Here is a 21552-nt window from a genome sequence, read left to right as displayed (position 1 = left end):
CTAACAGTCTTTATGCGGAATCAGTTAGCACTAAATCAAAGCTGGAGGCCTTTGATTTAAGGCTTGTATTGATTTTTTGAAGCCTGTCGCAGCTATATTAAATCCATTGCAGTCAATGCAAAGATACCAAGCGTACAAGTGATAAGTGAAACGACAGTGGTTAGCGCGATAATATTGGCGGCCAATGTGGAGTTTCCACCCATCGCGCGGGCCATAACATAGCTTGCTGCTGCGGTTGGTGCGGCGCTCATCAAGAAAATAAGACCGAGATCTAATCCTCTAAAGCCGAAGAACAGAGCAGCCAGAGTGATCAGTAGCGGAGCTAAAACCAGTTTGTATCCCGTAGAGAACCAAGTTGGGCCTTTATCTTTTTTTAGAGAGCGTATATCAAGTGATCCTCCAGTACATAGCAGGGCTAATGGTAACGTCATATTGGCAAAATATTGCCCTGCGTCTGTCACCATTTTCGGTACTGGAATGGATAGTAAGTAGAACAAGACACCCATAGCGATCGAGATAATAAGAGGGTTTTTGGTGAGCGTTTTAACAATCACTTGAATGGCTTTGTCACCCGACTCTTGACCTTTCGGTGTGAGCGCGATAACCGCCTGAATATTATAGAGAACCGTCAGTGAGGCGACATAAAGGGCAGCGAGTGCAACGCCGTCGTTACCGTATATATTGGCAACATAAGCGAGACCAATAATGGCGGTGTTGGCACGAAAGCCACCTTGTACTATGACGCCTTGGTCTTGAGGCTTTTTAAAGGCTATTTTGGTGCTTATTGTGGTGAACACGAAGAAGGTAAGGTTGGCGACTAGGCCAAAAATGACGAGCTTTCCACTTGCGGCAAAGTCGTGGTTAGACTGAACAATGCTCAAAAATAACATTGCGGGCAGGGTGACTTGAAACACTACCTTAGAGGCGACATCAATGAAATTGTCATTGATTAAGCCGATTCGTTTGAGTATCACTCCAAGAAACAGCATTAAACAGATAGGGCCTGTTACCGACGCCGAAAACGCAAACTGTTCCCAAAGTGTGTTCATTCTCTTTCCTTTGTTAGTCGATTTCAATTTCCTTTGAATACTGTCGCATTTTTCCACAATTCTTGGGTAAGAGAAATTAAATCCCAGTGGTTAAGCAAAAAACTTGAAAAAAAGTACGAACGTGCTAAAAATAAACCATCAGATTTATCATTGGTGAATAATGAGCAAAGGAAAGATAACCAAAGAGTATATTTTGAGCCATGCATTCGCACTTGCGAGCGAAAATGGTCTTGAGAGTTTAACGATTGGCGAATTAGCCAAGCAGTGTGGTATGTCTAAGAGTGGTTTGTTCGCGCACTTCAACTCTAAAGAGAACCTGCAACTTTCTGTACTCGAGTATTCCAACGCCATATTCACTGAAAGAGTCATCATTCCTGCGAGAGAGTTGGGTGATGGTGATATTGAAGCGAAATTGAAACAGCTGCTCGATAATTGGCTGGGCTGGAATCATTCATTCCAAGGTAGTTGCATGTTTATTGATGCTTGGAAAGATGCAGGCAGCGAAACGTCTGTGATTCAGAAGGCACTGCAGAAAACCATTTCAGTGTGGATTGATTACTTGACGATTCAGGTCGCAAAAGCGGTTGAGAGTAAACAGTTCAGGGCCGATTTAAAGCCAAAACAGGCAACTTTCGAGTTATATGGTCTCTACTTGAGTGCAAATTTGTTCTATTCATTGCGAGGGCAGCAAGCGAGCCACACTCATTTTTGGAGCGGTGTTGAGCGCTTGGTCGCTAGCTGGAAAGCGGTTTAACTCGTAAACCAATTAGTTCGCAAGGCATTGTATTTGTAAAGTATGTGAACTTTGCTTTAGGCTGGCTGATACAAATTTTAGAGAAGTGGCGATAAGTTGCGATAAACTTTTATAAGCAGCAGTAGCGCCATTTTTTACATCAATAAATAGCACGGTCGTTCGTTTTTTAGGGCCGAGCTCGAACCGCCAATCAAGATGGCGATACAAGGAACGGTCATGAGTGACAAAATTTATTTTAATACATCGAACAAGTTCAGCTTCAAGCGCAGCCTAATTGGCGCTACGACGAATCTGCATTACATCCTAGCACCGAGCCACGCAAAGAAAACGGCACGTAAACTGCTGCTGACTCCGATGCGTACCGAGCAAAAAAACGCGGATCCACAAGGGCTCATCAAGAGTGAAATCGAAGGTCGTGATGGCGTTATAAAAACGTATTCTTTGGGTACTGGTCCAGTTTGGGTGCTTACCCACGGTTGGTCGGGCACCGCGAGTCAGTTCTTTCCTCTGATGGAGCATATCGCTGCTAAAGACTTTACTGCAATGGCTTATGATCACCCAGCACATGGTGGCAGTGATGGCGTGCATGGTCACATCCCTGCGTTTGTGAATGGCTTAGAAGCGATTCTAGATTCAGTTGGTGAAGTGGCTGGCTTGGTTGGTCACAGCATGGGTACTGCTTCAGCGTTGGAATGTAAGCACGTTAAATTGGAAAACAAACCGCTGTTGCTGATTGCTCCAGTACTGGATTATCTCGAAAACCTATTTGGCAGTGTTGCGCGTTCAGGTTACTCAATGAAACTGTTCGAGGCGGTAGTTGGTGAAGTGGAAGAGCAGTTCAACTACCCTATTCAGTCTGTCGATCCTTATGGAAAGCTAGCGCTTCGTGAGGCTCAAACAATCATCGTTCATGATGAGCAAGACAAGTTTACTAAGTTTGATGTGTCTCAGCGTGCAGCTAATGAAATGGGTCGCGTTACCTTGATTGCCACTCAAGGCCAAGGCCATGGTCGAGTGATGAAGTGCCCGCAAGTATTCGAGAGCTTTGATAACTTAATTGATTAAGCCTAACGAGCGTACTTAAAAAGCCCGTCAGTAAAACGATCGCAAGTTAAAAGAGCAGAAAATATAAGTAAAAGGCCAACCAGATATTCTCTGGTTGGCCTTTGTTTTAGGGATTTAGTTGATGCTTAGCTTGTATTTAACTAAGCACTATTTTTAGTTAGCAGCTTGCAGGACCGATCTCTTTCCACACACCCCATTGGCCTGTCGTTGTTGGATCTTCACCTGTTGTCCACCACTTCGCTTCCCAAACCTTACCACCTTGAGTCACTTGGTCGCCGCCAGTGTAGACTGCACTTGAATCCCAAGCGTTAGTACACGTACCGCCGCCTGTTGTTTTCTTGAGGACTTTTACTGATGCAGCCGCGACTGATGTATCTGTACCATCACTCACTGTCACAGAGAAGTTCAGTACCGTGTCTTGCGTGTATTCCGCCGCGACAAAGCTTACCGAAGCGCCTTGTACTGTTGCGTTGATACCTGCTGGTACATCCCACGTGAAGGTCAATGTATCTTGGTCAGCATCGCTCGAAGCCGAAGCATCAACCACGACTACATCACCCGCATTCACTTCAGAAGGAGCTGTAACTACTGCTACTGGAGCGGTATTGACTGGGCCTGTATCTTTAGGGTTTACCGTTACAACAACGGTGTCGGCGGATGTAGCCCCTTCGTTGTCTGTCACAGTTAGGCTAAAGGTCAGTGTTTCTTGCTGTGCGACTTCAACAACATCGAAACTCGCAACAGCCGCATTCGCGTTAGCCAGAGTTACTGCTGTTCCGCTTATTTGTGACCAAGCATAGCTAGCAATTGTGCCGTCGCTGTCTTTTGAAGCGCTACCGTCTAGAGATACAGAAGCCGGGCCTTCAACCGATTGATCTGCACCCGCAGCAGCGGTTGGTTTACGATTTACAGGATCTGTGGTGCCACCTGCTAGACCTTCATGCATCGCATTCAGGATATCGCCGTTATCCGCATCAATTTCCCAAGAGAATAGACCCGCAAGACCAAGGCTACGAACGTACGCGCCTTTTGCTTTCACTGAACGGTCATCATCAAATGTGATCAACTTGCCTGAAGTGCGGTTCCAAACGTAAGGCGCTTCTGCCATCTCGTCGTAACCATATTCAAAGCCGTTGATGCCTTGGTTGTTTGCACCAAGCATGTTCGCTTTAATGCCTTTGTAATCGATAACGCCATCTTCCCATACACCTTGTGCAGAGCTGCCGGTTAGTTTGCCATTACCCACGCCTGTCATTGGGTCGCTTGGATCTGAAAGTGATGATGGTAATACACCTTCCCAACCACGACCGTACATCGCAGTACCAACAACAAGTTTGTTCGCTGGAACACCTTGCTCAAGCAGCAATTGGATGCCGTTGTCAGTGGTGTAAGCTGGGCCAGTGTACTGTTCGCCATTTTCATCGAGTCCTGTGCCATCACATTGACCAGGGCGCATGAAGTTACCGCAGTTCAGTGCTGTTTGGTGACCTAACACGTTATTCCAACCGCCGTAGAAGTCGTAAGTCATTGCGAAGATGTAATCCATGTATTGGATAGCATCGCCGTAGTTCACGTCTTCAATCTTATCGTGACCCACACCGATCGCTGATGTTAGCTCGTAAGTACGGCCGTTCTCAGCTTCTAGCTCATCCAACATAACGCGCAGCTCTGCCATCAATGCAATGTAAGCAGGGCCGTCATTTACAGGGTCACCAAGATCGGGAGCAGCACCGCCTCCACCAGGGAATTCCCAATCGATATCTACACCGTCGTAGAATTTCCATGTGTTGAGAAATTTCTTAACCGATGCAACGAACGTGTCGCGGTTCGCTTTTGTAGTGAAATCGAAGAACGGGTCAGACAGTGTCCAACCACCAATAGATGGGATGATTTTTAAGTCTGGATTGCGCTGTTTTAGCGCCATCATCATTGCGTAGTTACCCTTGATAGGTGAGCTGTATTCGTGACCAGCTTGAGGGAAACTCTTCTGGAAAGCCGCCCAAGGGTCATGAATCACCACTTCGTAATCGTTAACACCCTGACAGGCTGTCATGAGTGCGTTGTAGCTATTACCGCCCACTGATTTTACTGATTCATTAGGACCACAAATTGGAATGAAGCCATAAAGGATATGGGTCAAGTTGTCAGCAGGTAGGTTATCAACTGTGTAATCACGACCGTAAATACCCCACTCAACAAAGTAAGTACCTACTACCGTATTTGGGTCTGTGTTGTATGACTTATTGTTTGGATCTACGTTCATCGCAAGTGGTGCTAAGTGTGAGCCATCGGTATCGGCGATGGTGATCTGAGCGGGTGCACTCTTGCTACAGCCTGTTTCATCACACGCTTCGATTTCCATTTCGAACAAGCCACCTTGACCGTATTCGAATGAAGCCGTGGTTTGGCTACCAGTAATAGGGCCTGTGGCCACTTTAACGCCATCAAAGTAGATGTTGTAAGTGTTTCCTGACGTTCCGCTCCATTGGTTGAATTTAACGTCGACCTTTGCTTTGTCGTGATATTTAACCATCTGGTTGTAGCCAGAAGTAGTTTCCATCGCGAGTTCAATTTTAGAAAACTGCAGGTTGTTGGAACCGTACATGTCGATGCTAGGTGCTGTTGGTGCAGCTAATGCTGTACCTGATAGCGCTAGAGCAATGCTTGCCGCACAGGTATTAATACGAATCATACTATTTCTCTCATTCCTTGAAGGTTACGAGAACCAAATGGCCCCATAAGCAGCTCCAATCAGTTTTGAAGGAGCTTCCCTGTCAGTATTCGAGAGAGTTTTAATTTCATAACTGAAAATAAATACGTTTTCGATGGACAACTAAAAAATTGTATCTTGTTACAATTCTGTTGCTTAATGAATGAGAGGCCGAGTCCATGTTTTATAAAATAAATCAGTCTTCAGAATGAAAATCTCATAAGTGAAAATACGCGACATGAAGTTATGAAAAGATGCGACAAACGATAAGAAAATATCGCCATTTGAAGGAGAGTCACAGAGTTGGGTGTATCGACTTGGGATAGGTTTTACGTGAAAGACAGTGCTTGTTCTAAAAATGAAGGGGTTTATCGTTTGAATTGTTCCGCTAATGAAGCGCGTCGTTGCTGCATAACACTGTGGGTATCACCCGCGGCTGTGTCTTCATAGCCCTCTTTAATGAACTGTTGTGAAGGGACGCTTGGAACGAGTCGTTTTAAACGAGGGGAGTCGTAGGTACCACTTATCGTATAAACCGTTTCCCCAGATCCTGTATTGATCGTGACAACTTTGCCATCAAAATCAAATGAAGTACTGATGAAGCGATGGTTCATCATCACGCCATTGTCGGAAAGGGTCAGGATATCGGTTTTGTAGGGGGGAGCACCAATCTCTATCCATGTGCCGTGAACATTACTTGGGCTGACGGATTGTTGGTGAGTTTGATAGGCTAAATACCCTGCAGTGAGAGCAATGATAGCGGCAACCAATAGAAAAAGGTAACGTAACGAGTTGGCAAATAGATCTGCTATTTTAGTGCTCTTTTTCGCCATGTTCTCGTCATTTCCTTACTCATACTGCCTTAAAGATTATAAATTAAAACCTTAGTTTGCAAAGATAGTTGCGAGAGTTAGAAGCAGGATCGAATGTTCTAGATAAATGGGTTGCTTTGGCTAATTTTAAGTTTTCCTGATGGTATTCGTTCAGTCAATGCATCTTTATTATAGAAAAGACTTAAGCTATGCGTATTTATTTCTTGTAGGAATGTCGTGAATTGGTTAAAACAATTATCACGTGAATTTACGCATAGGCTGATTCATTGAAGCCCAATAATTGCAATTTGAATATAACAAGGAAGTACAATGATTAAAGAGAATACATACTTTGATGGTGGCGTTAAGTCGTTAGCGTTTAACCAGTCTGGCGCAGATGTAAGTGTTGGTGTGATGGCTGCTGGCGAATACACATTCGGTACCGCAGCTCCGGAAAAAATGACCGTTGTAAAAGGCGCTCTGATTGTAAAGCGTGTTGGTGATGAAGATTGGACAACATACCAATCTGGCGACTCTTTTGACGTTGCGGGCGATTCTTCTTTTGATCTACAGGTAAAAGAAGCAACGGCTTATTTATGTGAGTACTTATAAAAAGCTGTATTTTAGTCTCTGACTAATAAGAAAAAACCACGCTCTAGGAGCGTGGTTAAATAAGTGATAGGTAATCCGGCAGTGGATAGTGTCACTTGTTTTTACAGTCATCAAATGGACGACCAAAATTCGTTGTTTGTTGCAAAATCTCTTGAATATCCTGCTCAAAGCTCAAAGCTCAAAGCTCAAAGCTCAAAGCTCAAAGCTCAAAACTGAAAACCAAGACATCGTAAATCAATAGGTCTCAAAAACGCCGTTGTTGTAATCCTGAATAGTCTGTTCAATCTCTTCCATCGAGTTCATGACAAACGGACCATAGTGTACAACCGGCTCATTAATCGGTTGACCAGAAAAAATCAGCACACCTGAATCTTCTAGGCTTTCTAAAGACAACCATTCAGCTTTTGTTAGCAGGGCCAGTTGACCTTGGTTGATGACTTTGTCGCCGATTTTGACGCTGCCTCGGTAAGCATAAGCCATGGCATTATGATCAACTAGAGTCCCTAACGTCACTTTTTGCCCTGAATTCGCTCGCCAATCCGCAACGCTTAATGGTACACCGGTCGTTTGTAATGGACCTTGTGTTTGTATGGTGTCTGCGTCAGCTTGGTCATGCAGTTCAAACCCACCGGAAATCATTCTCAGTAAACCGATTTGTTCATTTTGATGTTCTGCAATGCTTTCACTTTGGAAGTCATGGTATCGCGCTGGCTGCATTTTGTGTGTTGCTGGCTGGTTTATCCAAATCTGAAAACCGTGCAACGCGCCTTCTTCCATCATCGGCATTTCACTGTGAATCACACCACGACCTGCGGCCATCCATTGTGCGCCACCGCTACGAAGTTCACCGACATTACCCATGTGGTCCTTGTGTTGGAAGTGACCTTTAAGCATGTAAGTGAGCGTTTCTATCCCACGGTGAGGATGAGGAGGAAAGCCACCAACGTAGTCTTTGCTTTCATCCGATTTAAGTTCGTCGACCATCAAAAATGGAGAGAAACGCGTGTTATTGAAACCAGCGAGTCTTTGGATTTTGACGCCATCACCATCGGAGGTGGCATGTGCTGCAATCACATGATCTACTGTTCTTACATTCGTCATTTTGAAACCCTCATAAACTTGAATAGCTGTAGTTTATGTAATTTGATTTCAAAAGAAGATGGCATAGCATTGAGTGACTTATTCGAAAATCTTGAACAGGTAAGAATATGAAATTATGTCTATACTTGAATGTAGAGTAGACCGCCAAGGAGGCCGCTATGGCAGTTCAGCAAAAACATGGCGAAAGGCATGGTCGGATGGGCTTTGATAACGACTTTACAACGGAGCAAAGCCAACGTTTTACCGAGGTTGCGAATAGCGCTGTTAAACGTCGCGTGAAAAAACGTGAGATTGAAGCCCCGTTTCTTCAATCGGCTAAGCAAGCCGCTTTTAAAACGGTAGTAAGACCTAGAGGCAATAACCCAAACCGAACACGACAAGTCGTATGGATCATTGTGATCGGGTTAGTGAGCCTTTGGCTTATGTATATGGCTGGTTAGTATGCTTAGTTGTAAGCGCTATTAATGGCTAGCGTTGACGCGTTTTTAACAGTGTGACATTGTTCCCGTCCACCTTCGCTTCAAGACAATCTTCAAGTTCAGAGGCATCAGATTCTGAGCAGGTGAGGTTCGTTGGTAATTCTTCTATCAAGGTTGAGACTGGGTTGTCGTGATAATAAGCGTATCGGTTTTTTCCTGAATGTTTCGCCACATACATCGCCTTATCAGCGCATCTTGTTAACTCATGTAATTCTTGTGCATCTTGCGGATACAAAGAAACTCCAACACTGAGCGTCAGCTCTTTGATTCTTTCATTAGTCTGACAGCCGCTCTCAAACAACCCACATATTCTATCGAGAATACCGTCGAGGTCTTTTCGAGTGGGAATGTCGTAGAGCATCAGAACGAACTCATCCCCAGCAAAGCGCGCGATGGAATAATCGTATTCATGATTCTTTCGATCTCGGGTTCGAATATTGTTGCTCAAGCGATTGGCAAAATGTTGTAAGACGCTGTCACCCACATCGTGGCCATAGCTGTCGTTGATACTTTTGAAATCATCGATATCCAGAAACACCAATGCGGTGAGGGATCGTTTGCTATCAACTGTTGCGAGCTTCTCGACTGCCCAACGTTCAAAGCTCCAGCGATTGGCTAAGCCTGTGAGTTGGTCTCGGTAGGCTAGATCTTCAATGCCTTCTTTATAGAGGCGTTGGATGTAACTGACGGCTTTTGTGTAGTAATAGGCCGATGTGTGACACACCAAACTCATGGTAAACAGGCTAAGAATAAATCGGTGTGTACTGTTAAATGGCAAAGAAAAGTTATTGGGCATTGCTGTGATCAAGGTACTGATAAACAAACAAAATGAGGTGCTTAAGATAATTCCAATTCTGAAATCATTGATAAAAATGACTGCAGCTAAAATAGGGTATAGCCAAAGAACTCGGTCGGGAATGGCGTAGCTGTACAAGAATAGGATGACTCCTTGCACGAGTAACACGCAGCTAAGTATTAATTCTGAATATTCCGGATTGGTGACTTTTCTTACGTATAGGGCATTCGAGATAGCAATAATAGCAAAACACAGTTCGAAAATTGACAGCGTGTAGTGCTGGCCTTGGAAGTAAGCCCAAGTATAAAAGATGAATAGCGCAGCGGCAGTCAGTGAAAAGGAGTGAACAATTTTTTGCTTGCGTGTGGAACGTATGTCCGCCATTTCTTCTAGGTGCCTGCCGACGAGCCTTTTCATGTGATTTGTGCCAAAGATTTTGATAATGGTGTTAATAGTAGATTAAATAATAGCCATCACGGAGTGTTGGTGGCCTTTTTAGTGTGACTACTATCAAGATTTCATATTAAAAAATAAGTGACTCATAACAAACAGTGATGTGTATCACGAACGGTGTAGAGCCGCCCTATAACTAGCCATTTAAGGAGTAGGTTGGGAGAAGCGATTTGGCTATTATGTACTTGCTTTCCAGTGAGTTACTCAACATAGTTTGCAGACAACCAAAATTAAGAGAGGCTCATAATGTTAATTACTTTTAGTTGCAAGGCTCATGCTAGCGTCACGATGTTTGGTGAAATTGGTCTTCAGTTCATCAAGATGCTTGGGCATAGTGGCACCATCCCCGGAGCGATTGATGCTTCTGAGGTACCTGATGCACTGAACAACTTGCGTACTGCGATTGAAGCAGAGAAAAGCCAACCTGTTGAGCAGAACGATGTGGTTGATGACAACGATAGCGAAGAAGATGTTGTGGAAGCTCCTGTAAATCTGGGGAGTCGAGCGTTCCCTCTGGTTGAGTTGCTAAAAGCAGCCATCAAAGAAGAGTGTGAAGTCATGTGGGAAGACGGAAGCGGTAAGCGTTTATAGGCTGATTTAATTACTTAAGTTCCGTTATCTAAGCTCAATTGTCTAAGCTCAATTGTCTAAGTTCAATTACCTAAGTTCCATTATTTAAGATGAATAATTCAGGTTCTGTTTGATGGGGCCTGTTTGTCAAAGCCAGTATCGGTCATGCTGATCAAATGTGATAGTAATGGTTCGAGACTGGCTTTGTTGTTTCTATTTTCTAGCTGGTTTTGTTAAAGCGGATTGATTGCAGCTTCTTCTCCGAGCCATCAATGTACGCATAACTGTCTAGAATCCATAACTTGTCACTCACCATCGCCAGTTCTAAGCGGACATCAGCACTGTTCACGTCTTGGTAAATGATGTCTTGAATGTTGGTTGGGTAGAAGTTGTAACGATTCGCTTGTGGCTGATGCTCACCTGCGAAATTAACCGTCACGTCTGTTGCATCGTTCATCACATCCAGTTGATAACCTTGTTCAACGGTATAAGAAAACTGTGCAGAGAGCTCAATGCCTTGTTGGTTTTCAATATTGATGTTGGCTTGGCTGATACTCGCTAGATTGCCCGTTGCTTGAAGGCTATCGATATTGCTGTTGGTATCAACATGGTTGCGAATAGTCACGTTCCATTCGCCAATGAAGTTATTAAGTTCTTGCCAGTTTTGCTGAGTTGTTTCAGTGCTCGCTGGGCTTACTGCTTGCGTACTACCGGTTTGTGCAATGGCATCGTTACGGCTGTCATGACGGATGTTTTCACGGTTATTCTGAATGTCATTACTCGCCCCTGCTACGCCCCCTGCTAATCCGCCTACCATCGCTCCTTGAACCGCTAAATCCGCTTCACCTGTCAGTGCGCCAAGTGTTAAACCAAGTAACGCGCCACCCACAGCGCCTTGCTTAGTACTTGCGTTGGGATCGTCCTCACCAGGTGTTACACACCCTGCAAGTAATGGAAGACTGATAGCTGCGGTCAGCGAAGCTTTAGTAAACGAGTTCATAAGTTTGGCCTTAAATGTGTGCAAATAAAGAGCAGGAGACTTTATCAAGACAATGTCAGGAGATAATTATGAACAGTGTTTTATTTGTTGCGAGGTGTTTCAAATGTTACGAGCAGAATCATATCGTGCGATGAAATATCCAATGTTTTTATAAGCACAAGTACACATATTTTTGATAATTAAAGTAAACTGGAACAATAAGTTATATTTATAAAAATACATAGAACTAAAGGGTATTTGATGAGCTTCTATTTCCGATCACGTAGCTACACTAGTTTAGTTGGCTCTCTTTCGTTGGCGGTTATTTCAGCGCCGAGCATTGCCGATATTTCGACTACGCCTGTCATTGGTGGCGTATTCAGTTCGAGCGAGGTGTTGAAAAATCAGGTGCTTTCAAGTTTAACTTACTCGGCCACGCTTACTCGCGACGCGGCACTTTTCACGATCGGTGGCGTAACATTAGATGCGTATATTCTCGCGCTGCCTTTGGACGCTAAAACGAAGGCGCGAGTGATCGCTCAGCTATCAAACCCGACATATTCAATTCCTTTGGGCTACTTCCTCTATAGTTACTACGACCGCTATTCCGGTTTGGGTAGTGAAGATGTATTTAAAGGGTATCTGTCGACAGTCTATGATGATGAGGCGTTAAAAGGTTTTGAACATAGTCTCTATCATGTCGGTGATGAGCCGGTCTCAGAGTACAAAGAGCCAGATACATCGACTGAAGCTACAGGCCACCATGAAGGGATTCGCATTGATGAACATTTCATTGCCAACATGGTTGTTATCTACGATGCGCTATTTGAAATTGGTGTTTGGCAAGACATGGATATCCTCCCTGATAGTTACACCTATTTAACGAACAGCCCAGAAGATTTGGCGATAATCGCTCAGATTCAACCGATCATTGTCGAGTTAATCGATAAAACGGCATCTGGGATGGATGAAGGTGATATGAAGTCAGCAATGCTTGCGATCGCGGAAGATGGTAAGCCAGAAAACGCCGACAAGCCGAACAATAAAGCGCAAGCCCTGACCATCACGCTCATCGATTTTGTGCGCTTAAATTTACTTAAAGCCTACCGCCAATTTGTGTTTAAAGAAGAACGTGAAGAAGCGCTTGATGAGTGGATGCAACAAGCGTTCAGTGAGCAGCCTGATGCGCTCATTCAGTTCTTGGAATCCCAACAGAACAAGCGCTTTGCGGTTCAAGTGACGGTCGATGGTTTACAGCAAGGCTTAATTGAAGGTTTGGTCGATGAGAATGCACCTTTCATCTCGGTGGCTTACCAAAATCATAAAAACCAAGTGCAATACAAACCTCAGCTAGAAAAAGTGATCGAGCCTCAACATCAACAACAGGTGCGGTTCATGGAGGTTCTATCTGAACAAACCTACCGTGACCCACACTATTTACCTTTTTTCAAAAACCTCTATCAAGAGCATCGAGACAATATTAGCCGAGTCGGCATCTCTTCAACTCCAACAATCAGCGTACGTAACCTACCAATAATTAAGACTGGCGCAAAAGTGTCGGGTCAAGGTGGTACTGGTATTCCTAATTTTCACTTTGTTGATCGAGAGATCGATCGTGCGTATTACTTCTTTGGTAATGATGCGCTTCAGTTGGATGTGTTGATGGCAGACAACAAGGTTCAAACCATGTTTGATCGCCTTGATTACCTCAAAACTCTGAACTGCAACGCCCAGTACGATTGGAATGCGCATACGACTTACGACGGCCTCGTGAACTTAGGCTTGGGAGAGTCGTTACGTGATTATGGTGAGAAACGCTGCGTTAAAGAGCTTCAAGAACGTTCTGAAGTCGAAGTGACTCTACGAGAAAAGCGTGCAGCCTTGATTGAAGATATTGAGGCGTATCAGACTATTTCTGGTTTTGATTTTTTCACCAAGTATTCCAAAAAGGTTCAGGTGAAGCAGGCAATCACACAGTTCGCCGAACTCGATGGAAAAGGGATGCCGGATTATACCTTGGTTTACAACCCATGGCCGGATCACTTTGCGCACTTCACAGGGCCTTTTAGTGACGAAATCTTAATGCCTACCGGAGAGCTAAACCGATTGGATTACTGGATTCGTCAAATTGAAACGACCTACCGCAGCGCTGGTGTTTACGATAAAACCCTGTGGGGAATGGCGGGCGATCACGGGTTAACGCCGGTGTTCTACGCGCTTAACCCTGAAAAGCAAGTATTTGAAGGCTTGCAGGCAGAGTTGGATTACCCAATAGTCGTTAAGAAAATATCATCAGACGAAGGTGAGGGACCTAAAATCACCAATGCCCTAAGCTACCCAAGCTCGAAAGACATTGATGTGGTTGTTGCCTCGACTGCTGGCGGTAATTTTATGATGGACTTCTTTAACTCAAGCCAAGGTTGGCAGGTGCAACCTATCTATCAAGAGCTCAAACAATGGACACCACTTGCTGCGCCTGAAGGTGAGAGGATTGATGCGATTGCTCAGATCGTGCAACGCTTACCTGAAAGCCTAGATTACATGGTGGTAAGAGAGAGTGCTTGTGACCAACACAGTTGCGCGGTTCGCGTAATCGGTAATCGTGATTTAAAGCGCGTCGATGAATTGATTACACGCGAGGGCGACAAGCTTTTCTATGAATCTTTGGATGCCAATCGACCTCCCATTTTACTGAACACACAAACGCTCAATCCGTATTTGGCAGCACCAAGCAAGGCTGATTTTTTACATTATTCCAAGCTAGTGGAAAAGTGCATAAACCGTGCGATTAAGGAAGATGTTACAACCTGGTGTAGCAGTTCGCAGTGGACAGAGTTAACCCAACCTACTCCTCGACCAGACTCAGTCAATCAGCTAGCCAATATCTACCTTGAAGATAGGGCAGGTACGATTAATCTGTTTCCGAAAGTTGGTATTGGTTACAACACCAAGGTTCCTGGTCGTCACGCTGGTGAAGACTATTTAGAGAAAGATGCATTTCTAGGGTTCTGGGGAACGCCAATTGGCGAAAACTCTCAACCCCTGAAAATCGAAGCCAACGGTTCTTTAGCGCCGACGCTGTTTGAATACTTAACCGGAGAGCCTGTGGTCGCAGGTGAGAACGGTTGGGGTTTTCCGTCGTTGCTGAATAAATTGGATATACCTAAAAACAACTAGACTCAATTCTTTATCTTTTAGATTTTTACACCGTAAAGTGAATCTAATGTGGCTTTTATTAGCCACTTTAGATTTCAATAAATTGTCCAATACAACGGATGTTTAGTTTACTTGGGTCGCCTATTAAATACCTTAAGCAACGACTTCTCTCCAATACCTCCTAACGACATAACACATTTTAAACAAAGTGATGATCTTCACGCTTTCATGACGCCTGATTCCTAACTAAGAATTTTTCCTAGTTATTCTAAGACCCTCTCTCATGCGGTCGCTTTTTAGACTCCTTATTATTTCATCATCAAATTGCAAACAGTGCATGGTCAGTAATGTTCCGTGCAGACCTCATCAATAACAAGAGAGTTCACAATGTTAAAGTTCCTAGATCAGGTTAGAAAACCGACGCTGGATCTTCCGGTCGAAACTAGAAGAAAAATGTGGTTTAAACCATTTCTGCAATCGTACCTAGTCGTATTCATTGGTTATCTGACCATGTATTTAATCCGTAAGAACTTCAATGTCGCGCAAAACGACATGATTTCTACTTATGGGTTATCAATGACCGATCTAGGTCTTATCGGTCTTGGTTTCTCAATTACTTATGGTATTGGTAAAACCGTCGTTTCCTATTACGCCGATGGTAAAAACACCAAGCAGTTCCTGCCATTCATGCTTGTCCTTTCTGGTATTGCCATGTTGGGCTTCAGCTTCAGTATGGGCGGCGGTAGTGCTAGCTTATTCATGATGGTTGCCTTCTACGCACTGAGTGGTTTTTTCCAAAGTACGGGGGGCCCTTCAAGTTACTCAACGATCACTAAATGGACGCCTCGCAATAAGCGTGGTTCTTATTTAGGCCTTTGGAATATGTCACACAACGTGGGTGGCGCAGGTGCTGCTGGTGTAGCTCTGTTCGGTGCTAACTACCTATTTGATGGCAACGTGATCGGTATGTTCGTGTTCCCATCGATCATCGCGATTGTCGTTGGTTTCATTGGTATGCGCTTTGGTAACGACTCTCCAGAAGCATACGGCTTAGGTACAGTCGAAGAGTTGTTTGATGAAGAAATCAGCGAAGAAGATACAGCTGCTGAAGAGAATCAAATGACCAAAAAAGAGATCTTTGTTGAGTACATTCTTAAAAACAAAGTGATCTGGTTGCTCTGCTTCGCGAATATCTTTTTATACATTGTTCGTATCGGTATCGATCAATGGTCTACCGTTTACGCGTATCAAGAGCTAGGCCTATCGAAAGAAACGGCGATTTCAGGCTTTACTCTGTTTGAAGTCGGTGCTCTGGTTGGCACATTGATGTGGGGTTATTTATCAGACCTTGCGAACGGACGTCGTGCTTTAGTTGCCTGTGTATCGCTTGGACTGATTATTGTCTCTCTAGAGTTCTACCAAAATGCAACGAGCGAGTTCATGTACCTAGCGTCACTATTCGTACTTGGCTTCCTAGTGTTCGGTCCTCAGCTGTTGATTGGTGTTGCTGCGGTAGGTTTTGTACCTAAGAAAGCAATCAGTGTTGCGGATGGCGTGAAAGGCACATTTGCTTACCTAATTGGTGACAGCTTTGCCAAACTTGGCCTCGGTATGATTGCGGACGGAACGCCTATTTTCGGCTTAACGGGTTGGAAAGGGACATTCGCAGCATTGGATACTTCAGCTGCCATTTGTATCGTGTTACTGCTATTCGTTGCGGTCGCGGAAGAGAAGAAGATTCGTCACGCGAAGAAGATGCACCTAGCGGCTCAAAATGCGTAGTTAGTCTGATGTGCTTGTTCTCGCGTACTTGTTTTCGCAATCACAGTTTCTGACACATAGCCTCGCGTGTTTTATCTGGTTAAAGCATGCGAGATCATACCAATCGTTAGTTCGATTCAGTATCATATCTATCAATAAACTTAATTTTATATAGCTCCTGTTGGGGCTATTTTTCTTTCTTACTCTTAATTTTGGTTAATATCATGATTAATGTTGCGCTTGTTGATGACCACGTCATTGTTCGATCTGGCTTTGCTCAATTACTCAGTCTTGAAACTGATATTACGGTCGTGGGTGAATTCAGCTCTGCGGCAGAAGCGCGCCTCGGACTACCAAGTTGTCACCCTGATGTCGTTATCTTGGATATTTCAATGCAAGATGAAAGTGGCCTGAGTTTGTTGGAAGAGATTCCATCAGGCATTGCCAGCATCATGTTGAGCGTACATGACTCTCCGGCGATGGTTGAAAAGTCATTAGAGTTAGGAGCTAAAGGTTATCTCAGTAAACGCTGTAGCCCTGATGAGTTAATTCAGGCCGTACATACGAGCGCAAATGGCGGTTGCTACCTTACGCCAGATATCGCAATAAAGCTCGCGACACCACTAAAGAATAAAGCCTCTTTAAATCAGCTAACCCGCAGAGAAAGCGAAGTGTGCCAATTATTGGCGACAGGGCTCGATGTAAAATCTATTGCTGTCGAGTTAGGGGTTAGCCATAAAACGGTACATGTGCACCGTGCTAATGCCATGGACAAACTTAATGTTAAAAACAACGTTGAGTTAGCCAAACTATTCGCTCAAGAACAGTACTAATGCGTTCTTACCTAGCCACCTCCCTGTGCGGGGTTTTTATGGCGGGTTGTGCATGGTTTTGTTTGTGGGTTATCGCTTTCTATTTTATTAATGACCCTGAGTTAGCCATTCTGCTTTTCCCATTCTCGCTTCGATTGGGGATGACGCTGCACACTCGTACACAATATTGGCCTGCCATTTACGTTGCAGAGTGGGGGCTCGCGATCGCTTTGGCTCTATTACTTGATGAGCCCCAATGGTTAACCATTTTAATTGCTAGCGGATTAAGCATTCCAGCTACTCTATTTGCCAAACGGTATTATTACGGTGACCAAAATCGGCACTTGTTGGTCATGGCTAGCATTATAATGGTGACTTCACTGATCAATGTCGCTGTCGTCGGTTCTCATGTGCCTGCAACTTATATGGTGTGGTTGGTGAGCATCACGGGTGGGTTAATGCTTGTCCCTATGTGCTATCTAGTTTGGAACTATCTATTTCAAAATAAGTGGGCACCGTTGAGCTCTTACTTAATTCACAATGCTGTAGAGTTTAAAATTCGTCATATTGCCTTATACAGTGTATTGCTGGTGGCCAGTATTTTGATACAGACTAGCCTGCCAGATGAACTCAGACGCTTTGCCCCATTTTGTATGGCGATTCCTATTATCTTGTTGGCCGTTCGTTACGGGTGGCAAGGCGCTTTGCTCGCGACCTTATTAAACAGTGTTGCGCTGATTGCTGCCCACAGTGGTACATCCAAGCTCGAAATTACCGATTTACTCTTGTCTCTGTCTGCTCAAACTATTACAGGTATATTGCTGGGCCTTGCGGTTCAAAAGCAAAAAGATCTCAATTCAAAATTGCGCAGTGAGCTCTCTAGGAATCAAAACCTTTCACGCCAGCTAATCACGGCTGAAGAATCGGTTCGTCGTGACATTGCTCGTGAGCTACACGATGAAATCGGTCAGAACATCACGGCAATTCGCACTCAAGCAAGCATTATTAAGCGTGTCGATGCCGCCGAAATGAGTGTTCGTTGTGCGGGCACGATTGAGTCATTGTCTTTGAATGTTTATGACACCACCAAACGCCTACTCACAAAACTCAGGCCTAAAATGTTAGACGACCTTGACCTAAAGGACTCCGTTGAACAGCTCATACGGGAAATGGAGTTTTCAGATCACGGCGTTGATATTCAGCTAAATTGGCGAGGTGATTACTCATGTTTGAGTGACACGCTCAAGGTCACTCTCTTCAGACTTTGCCAAGAATCCCTAAACAACGCCCATAAATACGCCAGTGCGAGCGAGATTAAAATTGAACTGATTTTAGATGATCAGGCTTATCTTCAGATATCAGATAATGGCGTTGGTTTTACAGCGCAAGATCTTCTCAAAGGAATGGGTGTTCGTGGTATGCAAGAGCGTGTTCAGGCTCTCGGTGGCAAGATGATAATCAACGCTAATGGTCCCTCTTCGGGCACCAATATCAGCGTTACATTACCTAAAGTGTGAGAACGAGTATGTTTGGATTTCTGCGCTCAACAACGTCAAATCGTCATACTCTAAGTGATGATGAGGTCAATCAGAGTTACCGCTACTGGCGCCTTCACATCATGATAGGAATGTATGTTGGTTATGCCGGTTTTTACTTCACTCGTAAAACCTTCAATTATGCTGCGCCCGCAATGATCACCGATCTTGGCTTGGACAAAGGCGATATTGGCCTAATTGGCACGCTCTTTTACCTTTCTTACGGCTTATCGAAATTTATATCAGGTACGATATCGGATCGTTCAAACCCGCGCTATTTTATGGGACTTGGCCTGATCGCGACAGGCTTGATCAATATCGCGTTTGGCTTTTCTAGTTCGTTGGCGGCTTTCATCTCACTTTGGGTACTGAATGCATGGTTCCAAGGTTGGGGTTGGCCATCATGTTCTAAGTTATTGACGACTTGGTACTCTCGGTCCGAAAGAGGCTTTCGCTGGGCAATCTGGAATACAGCACACAACGTTGGTGGAGCCCTTATCCCTATTCTTGTGGGCTATCTTACTTTGCAGTTTAGTTGGCGAGCTGGGTTTATCTGGCCGGGTGTGATTGGTGTTTTTATCGGCCTTATCGTCTGTTGGCGCTTACGTGATAAGCCCACTACCATGGGACTCCCGACTGTAGGGAAGTGGCGCAATGATCATCTAGAGTTGGCGCAAGAGAGTCATGGACAAGGATTAAGCTATCGAGAAATCTTGAAAACTTACGTGTTCAGTAATAAGTATATTTGGTTGCTCGCCTTTAGTTATGTGTTGGTTTACATCGTAAGAACAGCGGTTAATGACTGGGGCAACTTATACCTCACCGAAGAACACAATTACAGTTTGATAAACGCTAACGCTGCTTTGTCTATGTTTGAGATTGGCGGTTTCGTTGGTTCACTTGTTGCTGGGTGGGGATCGGATCGATTGTTCGGTGGCAACCGCGGCCCGATGAATATTCTGTTTGCGATTGGTATCTTCCTCTCGGTATCCGCTTTATGGCTTATGCCTTTAACCAACTTTGTGTTTCAAGCTGCAGGCCTATTTTGCGTTGGATTTTTTGTTTTTGGCCCTCAAATGCTTATTGGTATGGCAGCCGCGGAATGCTCGCATAAAGACTCTGCTGGGGCGGCGACAGGCTTTGTTGGACTGTTTGCTTACATGGGTGCGGCACTTTCTGGTTACCCATTAGCGCTCGTTCTCGAAACTTATGGCTGGAGTGGATTCTTCATTACCATCTCTACGTGTGCTGCGGTCATCGGGTTACTGCTACTGCCTTTCCTACAAGCTCAATCACCTCAGAAAAGTGCAGAGGCTCGCTCTGGCTTTTAAGCTCCTTTTCGCGAATAAGATAGTTGCTCAGTTGGTTGAGCTACTATCTTATTTTTAGTGCTTTCTCTATATAATATTCAAATGTGACTCTTTTCACGCTTTTCGACCATATCATCTGTTTCTAAGAATTTTTCCTATTGCGTCTAAGACCCCATCTCATGTGGGTTCTAGCTGCTCTCTGTAGTCTTTCTAATTATTTACGTTATTAGAAATCAGCTCTCTGAATTGTGTTCAAAGGGCTCACTATGGGAAAAATTATGTCACTTAGCCACTTCTCAGAACACTCATTTTTCCCAATGGAAAACACCATCCAGAACTATGCATGGGGAAGTATTTCTTCGATACGTGAACTGTTTGGCTTCAAAAATGAGTCACAAGAACCACAAGCAGAAGTTTGGATGGGAGCACATCCGAAGGGCTGCTCAATGGTCAAGCTGGACCAACATTTGGTGCCTCTATCTGACCTGATTAACAAGAATAAACCAGCCTATCTATCAAGCGAGATTGCTCAGGAGTTTGGTGAACTGCCGTTCTTGTTTAAGATTTTGGCGGCAGAAAAGGCGCTATCTGTTCAAGTTCACCCAAACAAGCATCAAGCTGAAATTGGTTTTGCGAGAGAGGAGCAAGCAGGCATTCCTCTAACTGCAGGGCACCGCAATTACAAAGACTCTAACCACAAACCTGAATTGGTTTACGCGATTACCGAATACCAAGCAATGAATGGCTTTCGAGAATATAACGAAATATTCGACTTGTTCAAGGTGTTAGATTCTAGCGAGCTTGCAGGCTTGGTTGAAGAGTTTGGTAACAATCTTGATTCTCTAGGTTTAGAAGCGTTTTTCCGTGATCTGCTAACGCTAAATGACCAGCGTAAATATCAAGCATTAGAGCAACTCCTGACTTACGCGGCTGCTCATCAAGACCAAGCGGAGTTTGCTTTGGTTATTGAGCTTAGTCATCAGTATCCAAACGATATTGGTCTGTTTTGTGTTCTGCTGCTGAACTTGATTACATTGAAGCCGGGTGAAGCGATGTATTTGAATGCGAATACTCCGCATGCTTACATTAAGGGAACTGGGCTAGAGATTATGGCTAATTCAGACAATGTACTGCGAGCGGGTTTAACGCCAAAGCACATTGATGTCGCTGAGTTAGTTGCCTGTACAGAGTTCAAACCGATCCCGTTTGAACGCTTGTTATTAGCGCCCTCAAAATTAGGTAAATGTGATAGCTATAAGATCCCGGTCAGTGATTTCAATTTCAATATTTCCCATTGTCCTCATCAAGAAGAAGTCATCACAAGCGGTGCTGAAATTTTGATGGCAATAGATGATGATTTAACGCTAGTGAGCCAAAGAGGTGAGCACTTAACTCTTACGAAAGGGCAATCGGTATTTATCCCTGCTTATATTGGTCATTACGAACTGAGCAGTAATGGCCGTGTTGCTAGAGCGTTTAATTAGGGGAGTGCTCAGCTGGAATTGCTATCAAGTTTTGCGAATGAAGATGTTGGCTTAAAGGGCTAATGGAAGAATGAACAAGCCAAATTCATATTGGCTTGTTCATGTTGCCTATCG

Annotated in this window: 17 protein-coding genes; 11 read left to right on the top strand and 6 right to left on the bottom strand. The window is 44.3% G+C overall.

The features are described from left to right. Positions 1-92: 92 nt before the first annotated feature. Positions 93-1049: an AEC family transporter gene (locus tag IHV80_RS16650; protein WP_192891492.1), complete on the bottom strand. Its 957-nt coding sequence runs from the start codon at positions 1047-1049 to the stop codon at positions 93-95. A gap of 160 nt (positions 1050-1209) precedes the next feature. Between IHV80_RS16650 and IHV80_RS16645 the strand changes: the two genes are divergently transcribed. Both IHV80_RS16645 and IHV80_RS16640 read left to right on the top strand, forming a co-directional pair. Beyond that, positions 1210-1803 carry a TetR/AcrR family transcriptional regulator gene (locus IHV80_RS16645; protein WP_192891491.1) on the top strand — a complete coding sequence of 198 codons (594 nt, stop codon included), beginning with the start codon at positions 1210-1212 and terminating at the stop codon, positions 1801-1803. Between the two features lie 216 nt (positions 1804-2019). Continuing rightward, entirely contained in the window at positions 2020-2868 is an 849-nt protein-coding gene (locus tag IHV80_RS16640; protein ID WP_192891490.1) for an alpha/beta fold hydrolase, read from the top strand. A 157-nt stretch (positions 2869-3025) separates the two neighbouring features. Here the strand turns inward: IHV80_RS16640 and IHV80_RS16635 are convergent, their stop codons facing one another. Together IHV80_RS16635 and IHV80_RS16630 are read right to left on the bottom strand one after the other, a co-directional pair. Continuing rightward, a complete protein-coding gene (locus IHV80_RS16635; protein WP_192891489.1) occupies positions 3026-5560 on the bottom strand; it encodes a glycosyl hydrolase family 18 protein in 2535 nt (844 codons plus the stop codon). 386 nt (positions 5561-5946) lie between these two features. After that, positions 5947-6411: a DUF2850 domain-containing protein gene (locus tag IHV80_RS16630; protein ID WP_192891488.1), complete on the bottom strand. Its 465-nt coding sequence runs from the start codon at positions 6409-6411 to the stop codon at positions 5947-5949. A 309-nt stretch (positions 6412-6720) separates the two neighbouring features. Between IHV80_RS16630 and ppnP the strand changes: the two genes are divergently transcribed. Beyond that, the gene (ppnP, locus tag IHV80_RS16625; RefSeq protein ID WP_192891487.1) at positions 6721-7002 is read left to right on the top strand and encodes a pyrimidine/purine nucleoside phosphorylase; all 282 of its coding nucleotides are present in this window, start codon (positions 6721-6723) and stop codon (positions 7000-7002) included. A 234-nt stretch (positions 7003-7236) separates the two neighbouring features. Here the strand turns inward: ppnP and IHV80_RS16620 are convergent, their stop codons facing one another. Further along, positions 7237-8103 (bottom strand): pirin family protein, encoded by an 867-nt coding sequence (locus IHV80_RS16620; protein WP_192891486.1) that lies wholly within the window; start codon positions 8101-8103, stop codon positions 7237-7239. A 158-nt stretch (positions 8104-8261) separates the two neighbouring features. On the opposite strand from IHV80_RS16620, the gene IHV80_RS16615 reads away from it, so the two are divergent. Next, a complete protein-coding gene (locus IHV80_RS16615) occupies positions 8262-8543 on the top strand; it encodes a hypothetical protein (protein WP_029225699.1) in 282 nt (93 codons plus the stop codon). A 28-nt stretch (positions 8544-8571) separates the two neighbouring features. On the opposite strand, the gene IHV80_RS16610 is transcribed toward IHV80_RS16615, so the two are convergent. Continuing rightward, complete coding sequence (locus IHV80_RS16610; RefSeq protein WP_192892157.1) at positions 8572-9762, bottom strand: GGDEF domain-containing protein; 1191 nt, start codon at positions 9760-9762, stop codon at positions 8572-8574. Positions 9763-10077: 315 nt separating this feature from the next. Between IHV80_RS16610 and IHV80_RS16605 the strand changes: the two genes are divergently transcribed. Next, positions 10078-10422 carry a DUF1840 domain-containing protein gene (locus tag IHV80_RS16605; RefSeq protein WP_192891485.1) on the top strand — a complete coding sequence of 115 codons (345 nt, stop codon included), beginning with the start codon at positions 10078-10080 and terminating at the stop codon, positions 10420-10422. Between the two features lie 199 nt (positions 10423-10621). Here the strand turns inward: IHV80_RS16605 and IHV80_RS16600 are convergent, their stop codons facing one another. After that, complete coding sequence (locus IHV80_RS16600) at positions 10622-11401, bottom strand: hypothetical protein (RefSeq protein WP_192891484.1); 780 nt, start codon at positions 11399-11401, stop codon at positions 10622-10624. A 240-nt stretch (positions 11402-11641) separates the two neighbouring features. Here IHV80_RS16600 and IHV80_RS16595 point away from each other — a divergent pair, with 240 nt between their 5' ends. The 6 genes from IHV80_RS16595 (at position 11642) to manA (ending at position 21438) form a co-directional block, all read left to right on the top strand. After that, positions 11642-14557 (top strand): alkaline phosphatase family protein, encoded by a 2916-nt coding sequence (locus IHV80_RS16595; protein ID WP_192891483.1) that lies wholly within the window; start codon positions 11642-11644, stop codon positions 14555-14557. A gap of 366 nt (positions 14558-14923) precedes the next feature. Then, positions 14924-16318, top strand: a complete 1395-nt coding sequence (gene uhpT / locus IHV80_RS16590; protein ID WP_065111768.1) for a hexose-6-phosphate:phosphate antiporter — start codon at positions 14924-14926, stop codon at positions 16316-16318. Positions 16319-16521: 203 nt separating this feature from the next. Next, entirely contained in the window at positions 16522-17130 is a 609-nt protein-coding gene (gene uhpA / locus IHV80_RS16585) for a transcriptional regulator UhpA (RefSeq protein WP_192891482.1), read from the top strand. A 38-nt stretch (positions 17131-17168) separates the two neighbouring features. Continuing rightward, positions 17169-18626, top strand: a complete 1458-nt coding sequence (gene uhpB / locus IHV80_RS16580; RefSeq protein ID WP_264158493.1) for a signal transduction histidine-protein kinase/phosphatase UhpB — start codon at positions 17169-17171, stop codon at positions 18624-18626. A gap of 8 nt (positions 18627-18634) precedes the next feature. Beyond that, a complete protein-coding gene (uhpC, locus tag IHV80_RS16575) occupies positions 18635-19975 on the top strand; it encodes an MFS transporter (RefSeq protein ID WP_192891480.1) in 1341 nt (446 codons plus the stop codon). A 257-nt stretch (positions 19976-20232) separates the two neighbouring features. After that, positions 20233-21438, top strand: coding sequence for a mannose-6-phosphate isomerase, class I (gene manA, locus IHV80_RS16570; RefSeq protein WP_192892156.1), 1206 nt, complete (start codon positions 20233-20235; stop codon positions 21436-21438). Positions 21439-21552: the final 114 nt, after the last annotated feature.

This window comes from Vibrio bathopelagicus (genome assembly GCF_014879975.1).
Taxonomy (GTDB): Bacteria; Pseudomonadota; Gammaproteobacteria; order Enterobacterales; family Vibrionaceae; genus Vibrio; species Vibrio bathopelagicus.
This window is presented reverse-complemented; position numbering and strand designations above follow the sequence as displayed.

What these genes read in the sequence shown, in the direction of transcription:
- uhpC (WP_192891480.1), top strand. Translation starts at nt 18,635, where the DNA reads ATGTTTGGATTTCTGCGCTCAACAACGTCAAATCGTCATACTCTAAGT.
- IHV80_RS16615 (WP_029225699.1), top strand. Translation starts at nt 8,262, where the DNA reads ATGGCAGTTCAGCAAAAACATGGCGAAAGGCATGGTCGGATGGGCTTT.
- uhpB (WP_264158493.1), top strand. Translation starts at nt 17,169, where the DNA reads ATGGCGGGTTGTGCATGGTTTTGTTTGTGGGTTATCGCTTTCTATTTT.
- uhpA (WP_192891482.1), top strand. Translation starts at nt 16,522, where the DNA reads ATGATTAATGTTGCGCTTGTTGATGACCACGTCATTGTTCGATCTGGC.
- IHV80_RS16650 (WP_192891492.1), bottom strand. Translation starts at nt 1,049, where the DNA reads ATGAACACACTTTGGGAACAGTTTGCGTTTTCGGCGTCGGTAACAGGC.
- IHV80_RS16605 (WP_192891485.1), top strand. Translation starts at nt 10,078, where the DNA reads ATGTTAATTACTTTTAGTTGCAAGGCTCATGCTAGCGTCACGATGTTT.
- IHV80_RS16640 (WP_192891490.1), top strand. Translation starts at nt 2,020, where the DNA reads ATGAGTGACAAAATTTATTTTAATACATCGAACAAGTTCAGCTTCAAG.
- IHV80_RS16600 (WP_192891484.1), bottom strand. Translation starts at nt 11,401, where the DNA reads ATGAACTCGTTTACTAAAGCTTCGCTGACCGCAGCTATCAGTCTTCCA.
- IHV80_RS16630 (WP_192891488.1), bottom strand. Translation starts at nt 6,411, where the DNA reads ATGGCGAAAAAGAGCACTAAAATAGCAGATCTATTTGCCAACTCGTTA.
- IHV80_RS16595 (WP_192891483.1), top strand. Translation starts at nt 11,642, where the DNA reads ATGAGCTTCTATTTCCGATCACGTAGCTACACTAGTTTAGTTGGCTCT.
- uhpT (WP_065111768.1), top strand. Translation starts at nt 14,924, where the DNA reads ATGTTAAAGTTCCTAGATCAGGTTAGAAAACCGACGCTGGATCTTCCG.
- IHV80_RS16610 (WP_192892157.1), bottom strand. Translation starts at nt 9,762, where the DNA reads ATGGCGGACATACGTTCCACACGCAAGCAAAAAATTGTTCACTCCTTT.
- IHV80_RS16635 (WP_192891489.1), bottom strand. Translation starts at nt 5,560, where the DNA reads ATGATTCGTATTAATACCTGTGCGGCAAGCATTGCTCTAGCGCTATCA.
- IHV80_RS16620 (WP_192891486.1), bottom strand. Translation starts at nt 8,103, where the DNA reads ATGACGAATGTAAGAACAGTAGATCATGTGATTGCAGCACATGCCACC.
- manA (WP_192892156.1), top strand. Translation starts at nt 20,233, where the DNA reads ATGTCACTTAGCCACTTCTCAGAACACTCATTTTTCCCAATGGAAAAC.
- IHV80_RS16645 (WP_192891491.1), top strand. Translation starts at nt 1,210, where the DNA reads ATGAGCAAAGGAAAGATAACCAAAGAGTATATTTTGAGCCATGCATTC.
- ppnP (WP_192891487.1), top strand. Translation starts at nt 6,721, where the DNA reads ATGATTAAAGAGAATACATACTTTGATGGTGGCGTTAAGTCGTTAGCG.